Source organism: Cognatiyoonia sp. IB215446, assembly GCF_033963825.1.
GTDB lineage: Bacteria > Pseudomonadota > Alphaproteobacteria > Rhodobacterales > Rhodobacteraceae > Yoonia.
Map to the genome: position 1 here is coordinate 475,474 of NZ_JAXBMD010000002.1, position 20,655 is coordinate 496,128.

The 20,655-nt window shown below is 59.5% G+C and carries 16 protein-coding genes; 8 read left to right on the forward strand and 8 right to left on the reverse strand.

Annotated elements, in window-relative coordinates:
* The first annotated feature begins 76 nt into the window (after window positions 1–76).
* From hflK to SLH49_RS09860, 3 genes are all read left to right on the forward strand, one after another.
* Complete coding sequence (gene hflK / locus SLH49_RS09850; protein ID WP_320268992.1) at window positions 77–1,225, forward strand: FtsH protease activity modulator HflK; 1,149 nt, start codon at window positions 77–79, stop codon at window positions 1,223–1,225.
* Window positions 1,225–2,106 (forward strand): protease modulator HflC, encoded by an 882-nt coding sequence (locus SLH49_RS09855; RefSeq protein WP_320268993.1) that lies wholly within the window; start codon window positions 1,225–1,227, stop codon window positions 2,104–2,106. Before hflK ends, SLH49_RS09855 begins: the two co-directional genes overlap by 1 nt.
* Window positions 2,107–2,394: 288 nt before the next feature.
* The gene (locus tag SLH49_RS09860; protein WP_320269782.1) at window positions 2,395–3,825 is read left to right on the forward strand and encodes a Do family serine endopeptidase; all 1,431 of its coding nucleotides are present in this window, start codon (window positions 2,395–2,397) and stop codon (window positions 3,823–3,825) included.
* Between the two features lie 104 nt (window positions 3,826–3,929).
* On the opposite strand, the gene SLH49_RS09865 is transcribed toward SLH49_RS09860, so the two are convergent.
* Both SLH49_RS09865 and SLH49_RS09870 read right to left on the reverse strand, forming a co-directional pair.
* Window positions 3,930–6,026: a TRAP transporter fused permease subunit gene (locus tag SLH49_RS09865; protein ID WP_320268994.1), complete on the reverse strand. Its 2,097-nt coding sequence runs from the start codon at window positions 6,024–6,026 to the stop codon at window positions 3,930–3,932.
* Window positions 6,027–6,084: 58 nt separating this feature from the next.
* A complete protein-coding gene (locus SLH49_RS09870; protein ID WP_320268995.1) occupies window positions 6,085–7,092 on the reverse strand; it encodes a TAXI family TRAP transporter solute-binding subunit in 1,008 nt (335 codons plus the stop codon).
* Window positions 7,093–7,412: 320 nt separating this feature from the next.
* On the opposite strand from SLH49_RS09870, the gene SLH49_RS09875 reads away from it, so the two are divergent.
* Window positions 7,413–7,736 (forward strand): 2Fe-2S iron-sulfur cluster-binding protein, encoded by a 324-nt coding sequence (locus SLH49_RS09875; RefSeq protein ID WP_320268996.1) that lies wholly within the window; start codon window positions 7,413–7,415, stop codon window positions 7,734–7,736.
* On the forward strand, window positions 7,736–8,476 hold the full coding sequence (locus SLH49_RS09880) for a VCBS repeat-containing protein (protein WP_320268997.1): 741 nt from the start codon (window positions 7,736–7,738) through the stop codon (window positions 8,474–8,476). Before SLH49_RS09875 ends, SLH49_RS09880 begins: the two co-directional genes overlap by 1 nt.
* Here SLH49_RS09880 and cobS read toward each other — a convergent pair.
* Window positions 8,469–9,257, reverse strand: coding sequence for an adenosylcobinamide-GDP ribazoletransferase (gene cobS / locus SLH49_RS09885; RefSeq protein WP_320268998.1), 789 nt, complete (start codon window positions 9,255–9,257; stop codon window positions 8,469–8,471). The two genes, SLH49_RS09880 and cobS, sit on opposite strands and share 8 nt — an antisense overlap.
* 50 nt (window positions 9,258–9,307) lie before the next feature.
* Here cobS and cobT point away from each other — a divergent pair, with 50 nt between their 5' ends.
* Window positions 9,308–10,318, forward strand: a complete 1,011-nt coding sequence (cobT, locus tag SLH49_RS09890; protein WP_320268999.1) for a nicotinate-nucleotide--dimethylbenzimidazole phosphoribosyltransferase — start codon at window positions 9,308–9,310, stop codon at window positions 10,316–10,318.
* Between the two features lie 26 nt (window positions 10,319–10,344).
* Here cobT and SLH49_RS09895 read toward each other — a convergent pair whose 3' ends face one another.
* The gene (locus tag SLH49_RS09895; protein ID WP_320269000.1) at window positions 10,345–12,222 is read right to left on the reverse strand and encodes a monovalent cation:proton antiporter-2 (CPA2) family protein; all 1,878 of its coding nucleotides are present in this window, start codon (window positions 12,220–12,222) and stop codon (window positions 10,345–10,347) included.
* Between the two features lie 86 nt (window positions 12,223–12,308).
* On the opposite strand from SLH49_RS09895, the gene SLH49_RS09900 reads away from it, so the two are divergent.
* Entirely contained in the window at window positions 12,309–13,496 is a 1,188-nt protein-coding gene (locus SLH49_RS09900) for an MFS transporter (RefSeq protein ID WP_320269001.1), read from the forward strand.
* Here the strand turns inward: SLH49_RS09900 and SLH49_RS09905 are convergent.
* Complete coding sequence (locus SLH49_RS09905; protein ID WP_320269002.1) at window positions 13,493–13,951, reverse strand: Lrp/AsnC family transcriptional regulator; 459 nt, start codon at window positions 13,949–13,951, stop codon at window positions 13,493–13,495. The genes SLH49_RS09900 and SLH49_RS09905 overlap by 4 nt on opposite strands.
* 132 nt (window positions 13,952–14,083) lie before the next feature.
* Here SLH49_RS09905 and hppD point away from each other — a divergent pair, with 132 nt between their 5' ends.
* Window positions 14,084–15,178, forward strand: a complete 1,095-nt coding sequence (gene hppD, locus SLH49_RS09910) for a 4-hydroxyphenylpyruvate dioxygenase (protein WP_320269003.1) — start codon at window positions 14,084–14,086, stop codon at window positions 15,176–15,178.
* On the opposite strand, the gene SLH49_RS09915 is transcribed toward hppD, so the two are convergent.
* The 3 genes from SLH49_RS09915 to SLH49_RS09925 all read right to left on the reverse strand — a co-directional run bounded on the left by SLH49_RS09915 (window position 15,175) and on the right by SLH49_RS09925 (window position 20,650).
* Window positions 15,175–18,087, reverse strand: a complete 2,913-nt coding sequence (locus tag SLH49_RS09915) for a hypothetical protein (RefSeq protein WP_320269004.1) — start codon at window positions 18,085–18,087, stop codon at window positions 15,175–15,177. The genes hppD and SLH49_RS09915 overlap by 4 nt on opposite strands.
* A gap of 109 nt (window positions 18,088–18,196) precedes the next feature.
* Window positions 18,197–19,489 (reverse strand): O-acetylhomoserine aminocarboxypropyltransferase/cysteine synthase family protein, encoded by a 1,293-nt coding sequence (locus tag SLH49_RS09920; RefSeq protein WP_320269005.1) that lies wholly within the window; start codon window positions 19,487–19,489, stop codon window positions 18,197–18,199.
* A 171-nt stretch (window positions 19,490–19,660) separates the two neighbouring features.
* Window positions 19,661–20,650, reverse strand: coding sequence for a hypothetical protein (locus SLH49_RS09925; protein ID WP_320269006.1), 990 nt, complete (start codon window positions 20,648–20,650; stop codon window positions 19,661–19,663).
* Window positions 20,651–20,655 lie beyond the last annotated feature (5 nt).

Sequence of the window (20,655 nt, forward strand, 5' to 3'; positions counted from 1 at the left end):
CGCGGGGCAAAGACACACATGGCAGTTCAACGGTGCAAGATGCGCGCACCTTGATGAAAGGAAGCATAGGAAGACAATGGCAGGTAATTCTGGGGGCCCTTGGGGTGGCGGCGGCAATAACGGATCAGGCGGGGGTGATGACAACCGCGGTGGTGGCGGTCGCAGGCCAAATAATGACGGGCCGAACATCCCTGAAATTGACGATCTGGTGAACAAGGGCCGCGAGCAATTGCGCGTGCTGATGGGCGGTGGCGGCCAGGGCGGCGGGCGCGGTAGCAGCAGTGGGGGCGGTGGCCCGCAACTGACCCGCGGCACGATCGGGTTCGGCGCCATTTTGGCGCTTGTTGGCTGGGCTGCGATGTCTTTCTACACCGTACGTCCGGAAGAGCGCTCGGTCGAGCTGTTGCTTGGTGATTTTCTTGAGGTCGGCAATCCGGGTCTGAACTTTGCGCCATGGCCGATCGTCACGCGCGAGGTCCTTCCGGTGACGACGGAACGCAACATCGATATCGGCACCAGCCGTGCCGGCATGGATGCGGGCCTGATGCTGACCGGTGATGAAAACATCGTCGACATTGATTTCCAGGTGGTCTGGAACATCAACAACCCCGAGGAATACCTTTTTAACCTGGCCGATCCACCAGCAACGATTGCGGCTGTGGCGGAGTCCGCCATGCGCGAGATCATTTCGCAATCCGACCTTGCACCGATCCTGAACCGGGATCGTGACGCGATTGCGGATCGCCTTGAACTGCTGATCCAGCAAACGCTCGACAGTTACAACAGCGGTGTGACGATTGTTCGGGTTAACTTCAACAAGGCCGACCCGCCAGAGCCGGTGATTGCCTCGTTCCGCGCGGTGCAGGACGCCGAGCAGGAACGCGACCGGGTGCAGAACGTTGCTGACGCTTATGCGAACCGGGTTGTTGCAGAAGCGCGTGGTCAAGCGGCCCAAATACTTGAAGAGGCCGAAGGTTATCGCGCCCGTGTCGTGAACGAAGCCGAAGGTGAGGCGTCACGCTTCCTTGCGGTTTTGGCCGAATATGAAAAGGCGCCAGAGGTGACACGCAAGCGTCTTTACCTTGAAACCATGGAAAATGTTCTGGGCGGCGTTGACATCATCCTGCTCGATGAAAATGGGGGTAATGGCCAGGGTGTTGTCCCCTATCTGCCGCTGAATGATCTGCGCCGGACACCGCAACAAACTGCAGGAGGGTCAAACTAATGCGGAAATCAGCATTCCTTTTACCCGCGCTCGCGGTGATCATCATCGGGGCCTTGTCAGCAGTCTTTATTGTGGACGAACGCGAAAAGGCGCTTGTGCTGCAATTCGGTCAGATTGTCCGGGTCGAGGAAGAACCTGGGCTGGGCTTTAAGATACCGCTCATTCAGGAGGTTGTCCGCTATGACGACCGTATCCTGAGCCGCGATCTGGAACCGCTCGAAGTCACCCCATCGGATGACCGGCGTCTGGTTGTCGACGCTTTCGCGCGCTACCGGATCGCAGACGTGGAACAGTTCCGACAAGCAGTTGGTTCAGGTGGTGAGGATGCCGCCGCACGTCGTCTGGACAGCATTCTGGAAGCGGAAACGCGGGCTGTTCTGGGTTCGGTGAGCTCGAATGATATCCTGTCGACAGACCGGGCTGCGCTGATGCTGCGCATTCGCAATGGCGCGATTGCCGAAGCACAGGCGCTGGGCCTGCAGGTGATCGACGTGCGTCTGAAGCGCACGGACCTGCCACCGGAGAACCTCAACGCCACGTATGAGCGGATGAAGGCGGAACGCGACCGTGAAGCCGCTGACGAACGCGCACGCGGTAACGAAGCAGCGCAGCGGATCCAGGCGCAAGCTGACCGGACCGTGATCGAGCTTGTCTCTGACGCGGAACGTCAGGCCCAGATCATCCAGGGTGAGGCCGATGCCCGTCGGAACGAAATCTTTGCCCAGGCCTTTGGTGCGGACCCGGAATTCTTTGAATTTTACCGCTCGATGACGGCTTATCAGCGGTCGCTGCAACCTGGCAATTCGACCATGGTTCTGTCGCCTGACAGCGACTTCTTTAACTATCTGAAGTCAGATCAGGGCAACAATGCCGGGCAATAGTCCTTGACCCGAAGTCATTGAAAAGGCCAGCGTCAGCGCTGGCCTTTTGCTTTTCTTAGTTAAATGCGGCTATAAATGCTGTCGCAAACAATAAATCACATCCAGTTGAGTGACCGGCACCGAAGTTTGCGTTGCACAATGCGCGCGCTACATAGATCATCGAAAGACAATCGCGCAGCCCCCCGTGTGCGGCGCAACGCAGTGTATAAGGAGATTTGCCCCGTGAAATCGACGGCAGCAAAAACAAAGGCAATCGCAATCCAACATGATCACGGGCGCGCGCGCCGCATGCTCACCGCGCTCTTTGCAGCAGGCGCTTTGGCGCTGGCGCTGGTGCTCGCGCAGGCCACTTCGTCTGAGGCGCAGAACCGCCCCGAAACCTTTGCCGATCTGGCGGAACAAATCAGCCCTTCGGTTGTGAATATCACGACTAGCACCACTATTGCTGGGCGGACCGGACCGCAGGGACTGGTGCCAGAGGGCTCCCCTTTTGAAGATTTCTTCAACGATCTCGACCCTGATGGGCGCAATGGCGCGCGCCGGTCCTCGGCGCTGGGCTCCGGTTTTGTGATCTCTGATGACGGCTATATCGTTACGAACAATCACGTGATTGAAGGGGCTGATGAGATCCTGATCGAATTCTTCCCAGGCGGCGAACCTGGCGTGCCAGCTGAATTGGTTGGCACAGACCCGAACACGGATATCGCCGTGCTGAAGGTTGACCTTGAGAACCTGCCTTACGTTGCATTCGGCGACAGTAATGGCCCCGGCAGTCGCGTAGGCGATTGGGTTATGGCGATGGGCAATCCGTTGGGGCAGGGTTTCTCGGTTTCCGCAGGTATCGTCTCTGCCCGGAACCGTGCGCTGTCGGGCACGTATGATGATTACATCCAGACGGATGCGGCCATCAACCGGGGCAATTCCGGCGGTCCGTTGTTTAACATGGATGGTGAGGTGATCGGCGTGAACACCGCGATCCTGTCGCCAAATGGCGGGTCAATTGGGATCGGTTTTGCGATGTCCTCTGCAGTGGTCACCAACGTGGTCGATCAGTTGATCGAGTTTGGTGAGACGCGCCGCGGCTGGCTGGGCGTGCGTATTCAGGACGTGACACCTGATATGGTGGATGCCATCGACGGGTTGGATCTGGCGCGGGGTGCATTGGTGACCGATGTGCCAGCGGGCCCGGCTGAAAATGCGGGTATGCTGTCAGGCGATGTGATCCTGAACTTCGACGGGATTGAGATTGAAGATACCCGCGAACTCGTTCGTATCGTCGGCAATTCACCTGTGGGCAAAGAGGTCCCTGTCTCGGTTTTGCGTGAAGGTGATATGGAGCAGCTGACTGTTGTTTTGGGGCGCCGCGAAACGTCTGAGGCCGTTGCTTTCCCTGCATCAACGGAACCGGAAGAAGCGGAGCAGTCTGAAATCCTGGGCCTGACATTGTCAGAGATCACGCCGGAATTGACCGATCAGTTTTCGCTGAGCATCGATGAAGGTCTGGTCATTACAAGCATTGATCCCGACTCAGAAGGGGCGTCCAAGGGCCTCTTGGAAGGCGACGTGATCACTGAAGCTGGACAACAGGCTGTCGCGACGATTGCCGATTTGGAAACGCAGATTGAAGCGGCGTCCGATGCAGGACGCAAATCCATCCTGTTGCTGGTGCGCCGGGGTGGCGACCCGCGTTTCGTAGCGTTGGTGCTTGAGGACCAGTAACGGTCCACCCATCGAACTGAGAAAAGGCGGCCCGTGGAGGCCGCCTTTTTCATTATCCATGACGAGCCATTGTCATCAGATCAGAACTCGCACCCGATCAGTAATCATTGCGCTGGCGCCATCTGCGGCATGGTGCGGATGTTCCATATCAACAGTCCGATCACAACGACAGCGCCAGCTGCTTGCACCCACAGCGGCGCGGGCCAGATGCAGGCCGCGCCTGCAATGGCTGCGACAAACCGCAGGGGCACGGCGATGGGCTGCTCCATGCAGCCTTGTAGAGCCCCCGCCAGTCCATAAATGCCCACAACGCCAAAGCCAAAGATCATCAGCATCGTCGGCCAGTCACCTGACAGGAACGGCGTGTAGGCCATCAGGAGCGGCACGATATAGAGGCCCTTGGCCAATTTCCAACTGGCAAAGCCTGTAGCCATCGCCGGAGCCTTGGCAATGGCTGCCGCCGTAAAGGCGGCAAGCGCCACAGGCGGCGTGACATTGCTGTCCTGGCTGAGCCAGAAGATGATCATATGTGCAGAGAGGAGGGCGGCGACCGCGACCTCCTGCGGGACAACCAGATCGCGAAGTGGGGCGGCAACTTCCAAGGGGAGTGCCTTGATTATGGCACCGGCCTCTTCCAGTGTCAGCGGTCCGGCCAAGACGGTCGGGTCCGCCAAGCCAAGCATTAGGATCGTCTGACCCGCATCGCCCAATGTGCCAGCCGCCAGTGCGTCAATCACGAACCGGTCGGAGATCATGCCTGCTAGAGCGGGCGCCGAAAGCGTCGCGAGCACGATATAGGCCGCTGTCACCGGCAGGCCCATGCCCAGCACGAGGCTCGCAATGGCGACCATGACGATGGCGGCCAGCAAATTGCCATTGGCCCAGTCGGCGATCATCAGGCTGAACGTATTCCCGATCCCGGCTGTGGCGATCACGTTCACCACAAGGCCAACGGCGCAAAGCAGCACGGCGGTCATGATCATACCCTTGGTGCCCATCACCAGCGCCTCGAACACGGCGCGCGGGCCCATCGGGTTCTGGGTCAGCCAGCTTGAGGCGATCACCGCAAGAATGCCAAAGACAGCGGCATATGCCGGTGTGAACCCGGCAACCAGCATCCCGATCAATCCGGCAATGGGAATGACAAAGCTGGCACCGCCCTTCTTGAAGGCTGACCAAACGGTTTCCCCATCGTTGTCCATCGGTTGCAGGCCGAGGCGCCGCGCCTCAATGCGCACAAAGAATGTGACCGACAGGAAGTAGAGGAGGGCTGGGAGGGCCGCGACGGCGACGATGGTCTCGTAGGGGATCTGCGTGAAGCTGGCCATCACAAAGGCACCCGCACCCATGATCGGCGGCATCAGCTGGCCGCCGGTGGAGGATGCGGCCTCAACTCCGCCTGCGAATTTCGGAGGAAAACCGGCCTTCTTCATCAACGGGATTGTAATCACGCCGGTCGAGGCGGTGTTGGCCACAGCAGAGCCGGAAATCGTGCCTGTGAGGCCGGAGGCGATGACCGCCACGATACCCGGCCCGCCCACCAAACGGCCCGCGATGGCACGCGCGATGTTTATGACGAAATCCCCGGCGCCAGAGCGCAAAAGGAACGCGCCGAAAATGATAAAGAGAAAGACGAAGGTCGAGGAAATCCGAGCAATGGTGCCGAACATCGCATCGTCACCAAAGATCGAACGAAACGCGATACTCTCCCAGCTGAGGCCCGGAAACGAGAATACACCGCCAATCATGCTGCCCCACCAGCCGACGTAAGACAGCGCGATGATGATCAGCGACGGGATGACCCAGCCGGTCAGCCGCCGGGTCAATTCAATCGCGCCAACAACGCAGATCACCGATGCGATCCAATCGAGCGTCGAAAACTTCACGCCACGGTCGTAAATCCCTTGTTCGGCATAGGGCAGGTAAATGGCTGAGATCGCGACACAGATGCCGAGCGTCAGATCAAAGGCGAGCATGCCCTTGCTGCGCGTGTGTCCCTTGATCAGCGGGTACAGGACTGCCGCAAGAAACGCGAAGCCGGCAAAGTGATAGGCGTTGCGCTGAAATTCGGAAATGATCGGATCAAAGGCGACATAGATATGGCCAACGGCGATCAGGAAACACAAAACCGTCAAGGCGGTATTCGGCCAGCCGGTAAAGGCGCGCAGAACGGCTGCCTCGGCCTTGGGTTCGTCAGACATATCCTGTCCCCTTAACGTACGAACGGCCCGCATGGATCACATGCGGGCCGCAAGAGGATTACTCAGCGATCAGACGCTCAGGAATGTCGATCCCCTGTTCCTGGTAATACCGGGCCGCACCGGGATGCAGCGGCACCGGCAGACCTGCAATGGCCTGTTCCAGCGCCATGGCCTTGGTGGCCGGGTGGATCGCCTGCAGGAAGGGCAGGTTTTCATAGATCGTCTTGGTGATCTGATAGACGTTTTCTTCCGGCAGATCCGCATGGGTGGCGAGGAAGTTCGGCTGCGCAATCGTGTTGATATCCGCGTCCTGACCCGGATAGGTGCCTGCAGGGATCACGTAGCGCGTCCAGAGTTCACGGCCGCCATCAGCCTGGGCCAGTTGCTCATCCGTGAATTCCAGGAATTTCACGCTGTCACCCGCAGCCGCCATCAACTGGCTCACAGCACCGGTGGGTACACCGGCAGGCGTGCTGATGCCCTTGACCTGCCCGTTTTGCAGCGCCTCGGCAGAGGGGCCATAACCGGCAAAGACCAGTTCGTAATCCTCATCGATATTCACGCCGAAACCAGCCATCACCGTGCGGTTCGACCCGATGGTGCCGGAGTTCTGACGGCCAAGCGCCATCGCCTCACCCGTCAGGGCGGTCATATCCTCAATCGTGCCAGTGGGGGCAACGTCAGACGAGACCACGAATTGCTCAACATTGGGCCACAGCATCGTGACCGAACGCAGATGTGCCTGCGGGCCGGATTCTTCAACTGGTCCAGTGCCGGTGGCGGCGTAATACCCAAAGAGACCTTGCAGAATACCGAACTGCGCCTCGCCTTCACGGATCAGGCGCACGTTTTCACCAGAACCGGCAGAGCTGATGGCCGACATCCCGATTTTCATACCGGGTTCCAGCTTGACCTTGACCAATGTGGAAAGCGCCACCCCAACAGGATAATAAGTACCGCCTGTCGAAGCCGTGGCGAGGATGTAGCTTGCCTCTTCCACGTCGGCCTTGGCCATCGGGGCTGCGAGGACTAGGGTCGCCGCAACTGCAGCTTTGACAAAGTTCATAACGTCTCCTCCCAAGAGTTTGTTGTGCCGGTCGAACCGGAGAATAGCGTGAAAGATGCAATACTGAACACCGGTGACAAGGGGCAACCGCCCAAATCTGCACAATCTGATAGTTTCCAACGAGTTCCGCGCGTTGCCTGCACGTTTGCGACGCAGTTTGTGTGGATTCCCACACAGATTCTGGTGCAGCGAACGCATTTGGGTAACAAAGGCATCAGACACTTGCTTTTGTGACCTGATGGTCTTGCATTTGCACTGGTCCCTTGATCTGCCATGCACTAGGTAATCCCAGCAGATTTGACGATTAAGGGACAACAGGCATGGCCAAGATAACCTATGTGGAACATGGCGGCAAAGAACATGTGGTCGACGTGGCCAATGGGCTGACCGTGATGGAAGGGGCACGTGACAACGGTATTCCAGGGATTGAGGCAGATTGCGGCGGTGCCTGTGCTTGTTCCACCTGTCATGTCTACGTGGATGACGCATGGGTGGAGAAGCTCCCTGCGAAAGATCCGATGGAAGAGGATATGCTGGATTTCGCTTACGAGCCCGATGCGGTGAAATCGCGCCTGACCTGCCAGTTGAAGGTGACGGATGCTCTTGACGGGCTGCGCGTGCAAATGCCGGAAAAGCAAATCTGATGATCCGCCTGGCGGCAGTGTTGGCGTTCTTCGCGGCGCCGCTTGCTGCTGAGACGATCCTGTCTGCCGAATATGACGGCCCCACAGATCGCTATGCCCATGGCGTGTTGGGAGACGCGATTGAATGGTCGCAGTTGCGCATCACTTCCGAAGGCAGGGTAGGTCTTGGAGGCCTGGAGCTTCCCATTCCCAGACGGGTGGTCCGTGAAGTCACGCTTGGTCCGGATCGCGTGTTCGAAGATATCGCGCCACGCCTCGCTGATATCGATGGCGATGGCTCGCCCGAGGTGATTGTTGTTGAGGCGCAGGTCGATACCGGCGCACAGCTGGCGATTTATGACGAGACTGGCAAGATCGCTGCAACCCCGCATATCGGGACGCGCAACCGCTGGCTGGCCCCAATCGGAGCTGCCGACCTTGACGGGGACGGCTTTGTCGAGATCGCCTATATCGACCGCCCGCATCTGGCCAAAACGCTGCGCGTGTGGCGTTACAAGGACGGAGATTTCACCGAGATTGCCGCCGCTTCCGGCCTCAGCAACCATCGGATCGGTGAAGACTTCATCAGCGGTGGCGTCCGCGATTGCGGGCAGGGGCCCGAGATGATCACGGCCAGCGCAAACTGGACTCGTATCATGGCCACCCGATTGGAGAACGGGTCACTTCGGGCGCAGGATATCGGGCCATTTGCGGGTCGTGACAGCTTTACCCAGGCGCTTGCCTGTCAAGCCGTCAGGTAATCATTGTCACAAGTGCGATGAGCGTCACGGTTTCCGTGACCTGCTGCGTCGCGCCAAGAATGTCTCCCGTCTGACCACCAACCTTGGCTGACGCAATCAAACCGCAGGCAAGACTGGCAAGTGCCGCAAACAACACGAGAAGCGGATAACCAGTTAGCACCGCCACTCCAATGCTAATCACAATCGCCAGCCACGCGGTATTGGTGGGCGGTGGCCCCACGCTCTTGCCAAGGCCGGAATTGCGTGCGGGCAATAGCGTAGCCATCACAACAACCATTGCACATCGGCTCAGCGCACCAACGGCGATCAGGGCAACCCAGTAAGCGCCCATCGCAATAATCGTGCTCAGCGCCAGCCAGCGTAATAGCAGCGACAGGGCAATCGCGCAAACGCCATAAACCCCGATATGGCTGTCCTTCATGATGGCCAGCCGCCGCGCCTTGTCCCACCCGCCCCAAAGGCCGTCTGCGCTGTCAGCTAACCCGTCTTCGTGCATCGCGCCGGTCAGAATGACCGAGAGCGCGAGGATCAGCCCTGCCACGATGCCTGCGGGCAATCCGACGGCGGCCAACAACGTGGCGGCTGTGGCACAGATCACGCCGACGATGACCCCCACCAACGGGTAGGCCCAGGCCGATGCGGCACCGCGCTCAACCGCCCTCTCACCGTCAACACTTATTGGCAAACGGGTCAAAAGACCCAATGCAGCCAACAGATCAATCCGATCCACCAAAGGGGTGTCGTGTTTGTACAAAGGGTTGTCCTTCGCGGGTCTTTTCATCCCGGATGTGATCGTTAAACAGGTGCGACGATTGATGGAATGAGACCCTGATGCAAGCACCATTTTCGACCCTCGCCGCTTTTCGTGACTTCTTGACCGACGCGCCCAAGCCTGACTCCGCAGCGATCGCTGGCGCCGAAGAACGGAACGGTCAGCTGACCAAACCACCGGGCGCGCTGGGGCGGCTGGAGGATCTGGCGATCTGGTATGCAGGCTGGCGCGGGACGCCCCAGCCGGACATCAAAGCGCCGCAGGTTGTGGTCTTCGCAGGCAATCACGGCGTCTGTGCAAAAGCCGTGTCGGCCTTTCCGCCAGAGGTCACTGTGCAGATGGTCGCCAACTTTGACCATGGCGGTGCTGCAATAAATCAGCTGTCAAAAGCCTTTGGTGCGAGAATGGACGTGCACGCCCTGTCGCTGGATGTGCCCACCGCAGATTTCACCGAGCAGCCTGCGATGACGGAGGATGAGTTCATTGCTGCCCTGCAGACCGGCTGGAATGCAGTCGATCCAGCTGCGGATCTTTTGGTCACCGGCGAGATGGGGATCGGGAACACCACGTCCGCAGCCGCCGTCGCTGCCTGTGTGTTGGGTGGCGATGCCGCGTCTTGGACCGGGCGCGGAACGGGTGTGGACGATGCGGGCCTCGCGCGCAAAACCGATGTGGTGGCGCAAGGGCTCGCCTTGCATGCAACCGATGATCCGCTAGAGGCGTTGCGCTGCCTGGGCGGGCGCGAGTTGGCGGCGATGGCTGGGGCGATCGCGGCCGCCCGGCACCACAGCATTCCGGTGATCCTTGATGGCTTCATCTGTTGTGCGGCTGCTGCGGTGTTGGCCAAGTTAGCAGATGCAGCACTTGATCATTGCGTGGCCGGACATTTGAGCGCGGAAGGTGCCCATCGCAAACTGCTGGAAGCTTTGGGCAAAGAGCCGCTTCTGGATCTTGGGCTGAGGCTTGGCGAAGGGTCAGGCGCGGTCCTTGCCATTGGCGTTCTGAAAGGGGCCGTTGCCTGCCATTCCGGCATGGCAACGTTTGCCGAAGCGGGCGTTAGCGACGGCTAGGGCCGCCAATTTTCTAAAAATCCTGGCTACGCTATGTCTTTGCGTTCCGCTGCTTGCTGGCGGGTCGCAAATTCTGTCTCAAGATCGTTGTTCAACTCATTGGCGCGTTTGACATATTCGGGGATGTCCGACACCGGCACGCCGGGCTGCCAAAGCTGCGCCAGTTCACGTAAGGCATAGCGGTCGTGCTGATAAAACGCTTGCTCAATCTCGGAAGCCTCGAACTCGCTGAGCCCCAGGTTTTCAAGCGCATACCGTCCGGCGCGGAGTGAGCTATCAAACATCTCGCGCACGATATCGTTGGCGCCCGCATCATAAAGCTCGTAGACATGCACCCTGTCGCGTGCGCGGGCGATAATATGCAGATCCGGCTGTGCCTTGCGCGCATATGCGACCAACTTGTTGGCAGAGGCCTTGTCATCAATCGCCACGACCAGAACGGCTGCTTCCTGCAGTCCCGCCGCATTCAGAAGATCAGGCCGCGTCGGATCGCCAAAATACCCGCGAAAGCCGAATTTTCGCATCATCTGCACCGTGCCCAGGTTGCTGTCGACCACCACGGTCTTGAAACCGGCACTTTGCACCAAGCGGTTTACGATCTGCCCAAAACGTCCAATGCCCGCGATGATCACGGCACCCGTTTCCTTCACCTCGTCATGTTCGTGATCCTCGGCCTCGCCTCCACGACTGCTGAGCCACTCATAGGCAATGAACAAAAGCGGCGTGATCAGCATCGACAGCGCGATGACAAGCAAAAGCTGCCCCGCCAGCGCACCCGACAGAACGCCTTGCTGCCTTGAAAACGCAATCAGCACGAAACCGAACTCCCCCGCCTGCGCGAGGCCAAGAGTAAAAAGCCACCGATCCTTGCCGGTGATCTTGAAAAGGTTTGCGATCCCAAACAGGATCACCCATTTGATCAGCATCACCGCGAAGGTCAGGCCAAGAATGTAGACCGGGTCGTTGAAGAACAGATCAAAGTTGATGCCTGCGCCAACGGTGATGAAGAACAGCCCTAAAAGCAGGCCCTTGAACGGCGCAAGGTCGCTTTCAAGCTCGTGCCTGAACTCTGAATTGGCGAGCACCACACCCGCCAGAAATGCGCCCAAGGCGGGCGAGAGGCCGACGAGGCTCATCAATACGGCGGTGGCCACAACCATCAGAAGCGCGAGCGCTGTATACATCTCGCGCAGTCGCGCATGGTGGATATAGCGAAAAACCGGCCGGGTCAGATAGATGCCTGCGAGGATCACAAGCGCAACCGCACCCACCGTGACAAGCGTCACCCCCCATCCGGGCAGACCTTCGACAAGGCTGAGCGTCGCGTGGCTGCCATGATGATCGTCCGCGGCGCGATGGACCGATCCATTCTCGGTCAGCGTCATCATTGTCGGGACCGCCAGCAAGGGCAGGGCGGCCAGCATCGGGATCACGGCGATGTCTTGCGTCAGCAGAACCGAGAACGTTGACCGTCCGCCATTGGTGCTCATCAGCCCTTTTTCGGTAAGCGTTTGCAGCACAATCGCCGTCGAGGACAAAGCAAAGATCATCCCGATGGCAAGTGCTGTCGTCCAGTCATAACCCAATGCCATCGCACCGACCATCACCGCTGCCATGGTCAGACTGATCTGCAAGCCACCCAGACCAATCAGCTTCTGGCGCATCGCCCAGAGTGCGCGGGGGTCAAGCTCCAGCCCGATCAGGAACAGCATCATGACAACGCCGAACTCTGCGAAATGCTGCAGATCTTGCGTTTCAGACCCAACAAGGCCCGTCAAAGGTCCGATCACAATGCCTGCCAAGAGGTAGCCAAGCACCGATCCAAAGCCCAGACGCGCCGCCAGCGGCACCGCAATCACTGCGGCACCCAAGTAGATTGTGGCTTGAAACAAAAAGGATTCCATGGCTCAGGTATCGCAAGGGAACCTCAAACGCGCAACGCGGCAGTTTGCGGATGGTGCGACCGCCGGACCCGGCATAGGTTGCCCCCATGAGCACACCTGACCACCGCGCGACTTTGCGGCGCCTGTTGATTGCCCAGGTTCCTGCGGATTTTGCCGATTGGCTGGACTTCGTTGCGATTGGCGCGCTGCTGGCCTTTGTCTGGACGGTGCCGCCTTATGTCTTTGCCGTTCTGGCGGTGAGCATGGGGCTGCCTTACCTGCTGATCGGGCCGTTTGCCGGTGTCTGGGTCGACCGCAGCAACCTGAACCGCGTCCTACTTCTCAGCAATCTGGGGCGCGCAATCTGTACAGCGGCGCTGTTTCTCGCGCCGCATTGGCCAGTTCTGATGGTGTTTATCGCCTTGCGCGCCAGCTGTGATACGTTTTTCACACCGGCAAAACAGGCAGCGATCCAGGCACTTACCGATGATGATACGCGGATGCGCGCGAATGGCCACAGTCATGCGATTAATCAGGTGTCCAAAATCGCGGCCCCGGCTTTGGGCGGCACGCTGCTGATCTGGCTGGCACCACAGCAGATATTCCTTATCAATGCGCTGGTATCACTGATTGCTGTGCTCATGGTCTGGCGTCTGCCGCCAATTCAACGGGATGTGGACGAGACGCCAGAGCCGACCGGCATGATGCAAAACATCCGTGCCGGAATTGCCGAGATCGCCGGAAAGCCAATACTGCGGGCTACGCTTATCATGATGGCCATCGGCTATTTCGCGATGTTCTTTTACGACACGCTGATTGCGCCACTGACACGTGACCTTGGCTTCTCCGAGACCGCTTTGGGCCTCTCGCTGGCTGCAGTAGGGGCAGGCAGCGTGCTTGGCGCATTGGTGTTGGGCGAGACAAAGTATCCATTTCGCTGGATTGCCGCCGGTGCAGGAGTTGCCAGCCTTCTCACCATTGCATTGGGCGTGGCAGAGGTTTTGGGCATGCCGATCACGCTGCCGCTTTACTTGGGCCTGTTCTTCGGTCTTGGCGTTGCCTCGGCGATCAATCTCGTCCCGTTCCGCACGCTCATCCAGACCCATACAGCGCCGGATCGGATCGGGCGCGTCACGGCATTAAGCGAGGCGATCAATACGATTGCGCTTTTGACCGCGCCGTTTATGGGCGCGGCCATTGCCGCCGCCACATCCTTTGGCATGGCGTTCATCTGTGGCGGCGCGCTGATGTTTGTAGTGGCTTTGCGCGCTCTCGCCCTGCAGGCACGGCACTAAACGGGCAGGGGCGCGTCGGTTTTCACCCGCTCCATCACGATCTGGCTTTGCACCCGGCTGACCGCCGGATGCGGGAGCAGGACCTGCTGCACCAGATCATTCAGCGCTGCAAGGTCGCGGCAATAGACGCGCAACAGGTAGTCAGCCTCGCCCGTCAGCGTCCAGGCGCCCACAATCTCGGCCCGCGTTTGCGTGAGCCGCACAAAGTCGCGGGCGTTCTGTTCGGTATGTGTGGCCATCACGATCTGAATGAAGGCCTCAACGGACAGCCCTACTTTCTCGGGCATGAGGCGTGCGCGGTATCCGGCGATATAGCCCTCCACCTCAAGCCGTTGGCGCCGCCGTCCGGCCTGCGAGGCCGACATGTGCAGCGCGTCACCCAATTCCTGCGCGGTGCGGGTGGAATCACGCTGAAGTGCGGCGAGAAGTTTCAGATCGGCTTCATCAAGGTTCATGCGGATTTCTGGCACTATTGATGTTAGTCACGCGGGTTTCTCGCATGATTTGATGGATCAATCCACTAGAATGCGCACCTTGGACAGACCCCATGCGATACAATCAAGCAACCGCGAACAGGAGGATGACCCATGGGACCTTTCCCGCATGACGCACCAAAATCCACGATCACCCCGGACAATCCAGCGGGGACGGATGGTTTCGAATTCGTCGAATTCGCGCATCCTGAACCTCAGACCCTACGCGATCTCTTCACGAAGATGGGCTATACCCACACGGCCACGCACAAATCCAAAGATATCGAGCTTTGGCAGCAGGGCGATATCACCTACATCATCAATGACGAACCGGGCAGCCATGCGCGCAGCTTCGTAGAAGAGCACGGCCCCTGCGCGCCTTCGATGGGGTGGCGGGTCGTTGATGCGCAGCACGCTTTCGATCATGCGGTCAAGAACGGTGCCACCCCGTATGAAGGTGCTGGCAAAACCATGGACGTGCCGGCCATCGTCGGCATCGGTGGTAGCCTGATCTATTTCATTGATCAGTATTACGAGGCCAATCCCTACAATACTGAGTTCAATTGGGTCTCTGACGCGCATCCAACCGGCGTCGGCTTTTACTATCTCGATCACCTGACACACAATGTTCACAAGGGGAACATGGATGTCTGGTTCAAGTTCTACGGTGACCTGTTCAATTTCAAAGAAATCCGGTTCTTTGATATCGAAGGGAAGTTTACAGGGCTGCTGTCCCGTGCGCTGACCTCACCCTGCGGGCGTATCCGTATTCCGATCAACGAAGACCGGGGCGAAACCGGGCAGATCGTCGAATACCTCAAGAGGTACAAGGGTGAGGGCATCCAGCATATCGCTGTGGGCGCGCATGACCTTTACGAGGCGACCGATGAGATCGCCGACCGCGGCATCAAGTTCATGCCGAAGCCGCCGAGCACCTATTACGACCTTAGTTCTGAGCGTGTCGAAGGTCACGACGAACCGCGTGACCGCATGGAAAAGCACGGCATCCTCATCGACGGCGAAGGTGTCGTGGATGGCGGCGAAACCCGCATCCTGCTGCAGATCTTCAGCAAGACGGTGATCGGGCCGATCTTCTTTGAGTTCATCCAGCGCAAGGGTGATGACGGCTTTGGCGAAGGGAACTTCAAGGCGCTCTTTGAAAGCATCGAAGCCGACCAGATCGCCCGCGGTGTGCTTGAGGCGAGCTAGCCCGACGGCAATTCCAGCGCGTAGGTACGCCCGCGCTTGACGTAGTTGAGCGCTGACTCTCCGATGGCGGTAACCTGGCCGCCATCTAGCGCGCTGCCCACTTCCACCCGCACATAGCGCCCATTGCTCAAACGGACGAGCGCGCGGCGCGCGTTAGGTCGACCATAGACGCCGATCAGGTTCATCTCGCGCAGGCGGATCACGTCGTCCTGCGTCGCGGCGCGCGCCACACCGCCAGGAACCGGCGCATAGTTCTGTGGGGCGACAGGTGCGGCAGTCTGGACTGGTGCGGCAGCAGGGGCAGCGGTGCTTTGCTGGCGTTCGATCTGTGCACGGGCTGCCGCAACCACCTGGTTGAAGTTGTTTGGACGTTCCGTTGGGCGCAGCGAGGCGGCGACTGCTTGGGATGTCGCGTTCACGATAGCATTGGCGGTCGCCTCAGTTTCTTCGGCTTCAATTCCCGCGATGATCGCCGTGATATCCGGGGTGCCTGGATCGGTAGGGCGCGCTGTTGAGGCAAAGTCTGATGGGCGCAGTTCGGGGCGGGCGGTGGAGGGTGTCGGGTCGATCTCCTCTGTCGCGAGGGCGGAAAGCGCGACACCGCCCGGTGTTGGTTGCTCCTCTGCCGTTGCATCTGCATTGGCAACAACGCTGTCGTCGGTGGGAAGCGCTGCATCTGCGGGCCGCAACGGCGGCACGATATCAGGACGCCCCGCGACGATCACAACGTCTTCAGGCGCCGGCGCGAGCAGCGCCATGCGCTCAAGGTCCGCCGCGCTCAAGGTCGGGCGCAATTGTATCTCAAGATCCGGTGCGCCAGCAAAGACGATGGCACCTTCCGGGGTGACCGCGCCCTCGGAAGTGGCAAGCACAAAACCATCCTCATCAAGTGCGAACGTCGTTTCAGGTGGGGGTGGATCGGCTGGGGCAAGAAAGCTCAGATCGGTCGCGAGATCGTCGGTTAGCGGTGCTTCGGGCCGCGCCAATCGTTCTGGCATCGTCTCGGATGTCGGGACGATCATGCCTGCCGTCGAGGTGGTGCCCGGCACATCAACAAACCGCGGTGCCCGCTGCCAGACGCCCGTGGCCGCGTAGATGCGGGCCGCGTCAGCAGGGCTTAGCACGCGGCCACGCAGAATGGGTGCGCCGACGGTTGCAGTGGCTTGTTCCTCCGCAGGTGGCGCCGGTGCAGGTTCGACCGGTGGGAGCGCGGCATCAGGCGTTGCAGCGCCTGCCAATGCTTGCGGCAGGTCGGTTTGCGTCTGAGCGGCGTCAACCGGCGGAAAGGCGGGATTGGTGACGTCTTCATCTGCCGGGGCGGTGAGTGTTGCAACGTCAAGCTGTGGCAGCGCTGGCGCGGGGCCGACCAAATCCTCATCCGTGGTCTGGGAGGGTATCGCCGTGGCTTCTTGTAATGCCTCTTCGACGGCGATGGCGGTTGGCTCTTCAGGCGTCGTTGCGCCCTCGGTCTCGCGCAGCATGGCCCATGCGACCACGCCAACCACGACGAGGCTCGCAGCAATTGCGCCCGCAATCATACGGGGGCGGCGATTGTCATTGGCTGTTTGCGGGATCGGAATTGGGCGCGGCGGCGGTGCGGGTATCTTAGTCGCCGCCACCTGCGTTGGTGGTGCGAGGGCGATCAAACGGCTGCGCTGTCGGCGCGATTTGCGCAGCTTCGGTTTGTGGTATTCGGCGATGATTGTGTCGAGAAGCCGTGGTGTATAAAGTGCCAGATCATCGGGGATCGGTACATGTAGTGGTTGCCCCATTTCGGCCACCGGCGCTGGTGGTGCGGCAGGCTCAGGCGTCGCGGTCTCTGGAATGATGGTGTCGACAATAACTGGTGACGGAGGCTCAGCCGGTGCCTCCTCCTGCGGCAATTCGGGCGCGGCGGCAGGTTGTTCGGTCGGCTCTGCGGCGACCGGCGCCGGTTCATCGGCCTCCAGAGCAGTGGCGCCGGATTCTTCGATTGGCGCAACCTCGGCAGCCAAGGGCAATTCAGGCTCCGGGTCCTCTTCACCATCATCGGCTACGTCGTCAATCTTGGCGGTCTCGTTTGCAGCCGGTGTTTCCTCGACAAATGGCGCCAGGGTCGCTGCGAGATCGAAACCCTCGGACTTTTCGTCCTCTTTGTCGCCGCCAGAGGCCTCAGCAGCCTTTGGCGGGTCTGTCTCTGCGGGGGCGTCATCCGCAAACGGCGCCAGTGCCGCCGCCAGATCAAAGCCCATCGATGGCGGTTCGTCGGCATTCGGCTTTTTGGGCGCCTCAGCTTCTTCTCTGGCAGGCAGAGCCTCTGTCAGATCTAGGGTGTCATCGCTGGGCGGGATCACTTCTTCGGGCAGGTCAAAGACAAGCAGGCGCGACTTGATACGCGTGCCCACGACCATTACGGGCAGCGGGTCGCGTTCGACCTCGCCATCCCATCCCAGGAAATCCCGCATCATGGATGTGGGGCCAAAGAATACTTCTTTCTGGAACGTGAAAGGTTCGGGCACGGCCACGAACGAGACCGGATTGAACCCATGCGCATTTGCGAAGGTTTCCGCCTCGATCAGCGTTTCACGGGCGACAGCCGCAATATGGGTGCGTCCGCCGAAACGCTCGCAATCAATCACCAACTCGTTCAGGCCATAAGGCGTGGCACCGTCAAGCTCGGCCTCGATGTCTTCATCCGTCGTTTGCGTGCTGTCGATGGCGACATATTTGATCTGATCAAGCGGGATGATCAGTTTGGTGCAAAAACCATCCGGGGAGAGTGCCTCCGCCTTCGCGCGCAGATCCGCGAGGACGGCATCAAGATTTTCGTCTTCGACATCAGCCCGACCGACACGCTTCCAGCCATGCTGCACACGTTGCAGCAGTTCAATTCCTTCAAACGACAACGATAGCGCGAAATTCGGGGTCATCGAACGCATCTAGCATGTTGGTTGTTGTGGCAAAACGCGTTTTGCCGCTGCCTGCGGACCCTACAGCAGAAACCTGCCCACGCCAAGAGCACCGGCAGGTTCCGTCAGATCAAGCCGTTGCCTTGGTTAACGCCTGGTCCAGATCGGCAATCAGGTCGTCGGCATCCTCGATCCCGATGGACAGACGCACGATGCCCGGTCCGGCACCTGCGGCCTCTTGCTGTTTCGCTGTCAATTGCCGGTGGGTGGTACTCGCTGAGTGGATGATCAGGCTGCGCGCATCGCCGAGATTGGCCACGTGGCTGAAGATCTCAAGACTGTCGACCAGCTTCACGCAAGCCTCGTACCCGCCCTTGACGGCCACGGTGAACAGCGCGCCCGCACCGCGTGGGCAAATCTTTGGAACGAGCTTGGAATAGGGCGAACTCGGCAGACCCGCATAGGTCACGTAATCGGTGCGCGGATCATCCTCCAGCCATTTTGCGACCTTCATCGCGTTCTCGACATGCCGTTCCATCCGCAATGATAGGGTCTCAATCCCCATCAGCGTGTAATGGGCGGCCTGGGGGTTCATCGTCATGCCCAGATCACGCAGTCCGATTGCAATCCCGTGGAACGTGAAGGCGAGCGGGCCGAAGGTCTCGGCAAACTTCAGGCCGTGATAGGCTGGTTCCGGTTCGCTGAGCGAGGGGAACTTGTCATTGGCGGCCCAGTCGAACTTACCGCTGTCGACAACACATCCTCCGGTTACCGTGCCATTGCCTGTCAGGTACTTAGTTGTCGAATGCACAACCAGCGTCGCGCCATGTTCGATGGGGCGGCAGAGATAGGGCGTGGCTGATGTGTTATCCACGATCAACGGTATGCCCGCCTCGTCAGCGATTGCGGCTATGGCATCAAGATCGGTGATGTGCCCGCCGGGATTGGCAATCGCCTCGCAAAAAACGGCGCGCGTGTCGTCGTCGATGGCTGCCTTCACGGCGTCATGATCATCAAAATCCACGAAGGTCGCGGACCAGCCAAACCGCTTGATCGTTTGGCTGAACTGGGTGACGGTCCCGCCGTAAAGCCTGCTTGACGCAACGATATTGCGCCCGGGCTGCATCAACGGGAAAAGCGCCATGATCTGTGCCGCATGTCCCGAAGAGCAGCAGACACCGCCGACACCGCCTTCGAGCGTCGCAATGCGTTCCTGCAATGCGGCAACTGTTGGATTGGTCAGGCGCGAATAGATATAGCCGACTTCCTGCAGGTTAAACAAAGCGGCCGCATGCTCTGCGTCACGGAATACATAGGCCGTGGTCTGATAAATCGGCACCTGCCGTGCGCCGGTTGCCGGATCGGGCCGGGCGCCAGCATGTATTTGCAGCGTATCAAAGCCGTAGCTTGGATTGTCGGACATCGTCATCTCTCCCTAAGGTCTTTCGGCCATACGTGTAGGCGCAAAGCCGTGGACACTCAACGGCGCAGCCCATGAAAGGACTATATGCTTTTACCGGTACGACGTTTTGACGTTGATGCGGTTTCGACGATAGCTTTCCGTCTTCCATGAACTGCCGCGCGGAGGTCAGGATCACCGCATCCAGAAACCGGCCGCTTTGATCTTGTTGCGCAGCGCCTTTTCGTGACGCGGCAGCGCGGCCCGGTCGAACATCGCGCGTACTTTGTGCCCGCGTCCCTGATAGATCATGCGCTTCATCGGCTCATATTGCTTGAGCAATTTCTTGATCTTATTAGGTGCGGTGACCTCTTCCAATGCGGTAATCTGCGTGTCTCTCCCGCGCGCATAAAGGAGTGGCAGCGCGCGGTAATGGCAAGTGACAGCGCCGTCCAATCCGCGCAGACCCGCATCGGGGCGCCCGCCGCCCAAAGCATGAATGACAAGCGGCAGCGCAACCTGATCCAGCCAAGGGTCGAGCGGTTGGATCACCAGTTCAGGCGGCGGATCATCCCGGATCGCGACTGCGTATTCGGTGAAGAGCTTTCCAAAAGCCGCCGGATCATTGCCGAAAAACCAGCCAGCGTTGAAATAGAGATATCGCTCCCAATACTCGTCGGGCTGCGCCAGATCGAGCGAGCTTTCGAAATCCAGTCCAAACCCGTCGTAAAGCGATTTCCAGATCGCCGTGTAGCCGGGCCAATAGAGCTCCTCCACCGGCCAGGTCGGCCCTCGGTTCATTGAGGCGGCGGGGCGATCAAAGTCAAAAGGCACGCGCGTCAGGTCGCCTGTGATCAATGTATCGGTGTCAAAGAAGACGAAAGGCTGCTCTGCTGGAAGTATCTGCAGCCCTTCAATCTTGTTGCCATAAGGGTAGCTGTGCCCAAAATACACGGACTGGAAGGGCCGTATCTCGGCACCAAGTGCTGTCAACGCATCCTTGATGTCGCCGGACATTCGCGGGTCGCGTGGCCATTTCGGGCCGGGTTGCGGTTCGGCCACAAGAAGCTTGCCGCGAAAATCAGGTGAGAAGGTGCGTAACGAGGCGGCAAAGATCAGCGCCTCATATTGCAGCCGCCCCGCCTGGCCAACGATCATGATGTTAAAGGGCAAAGCGTGGCTCATACGGT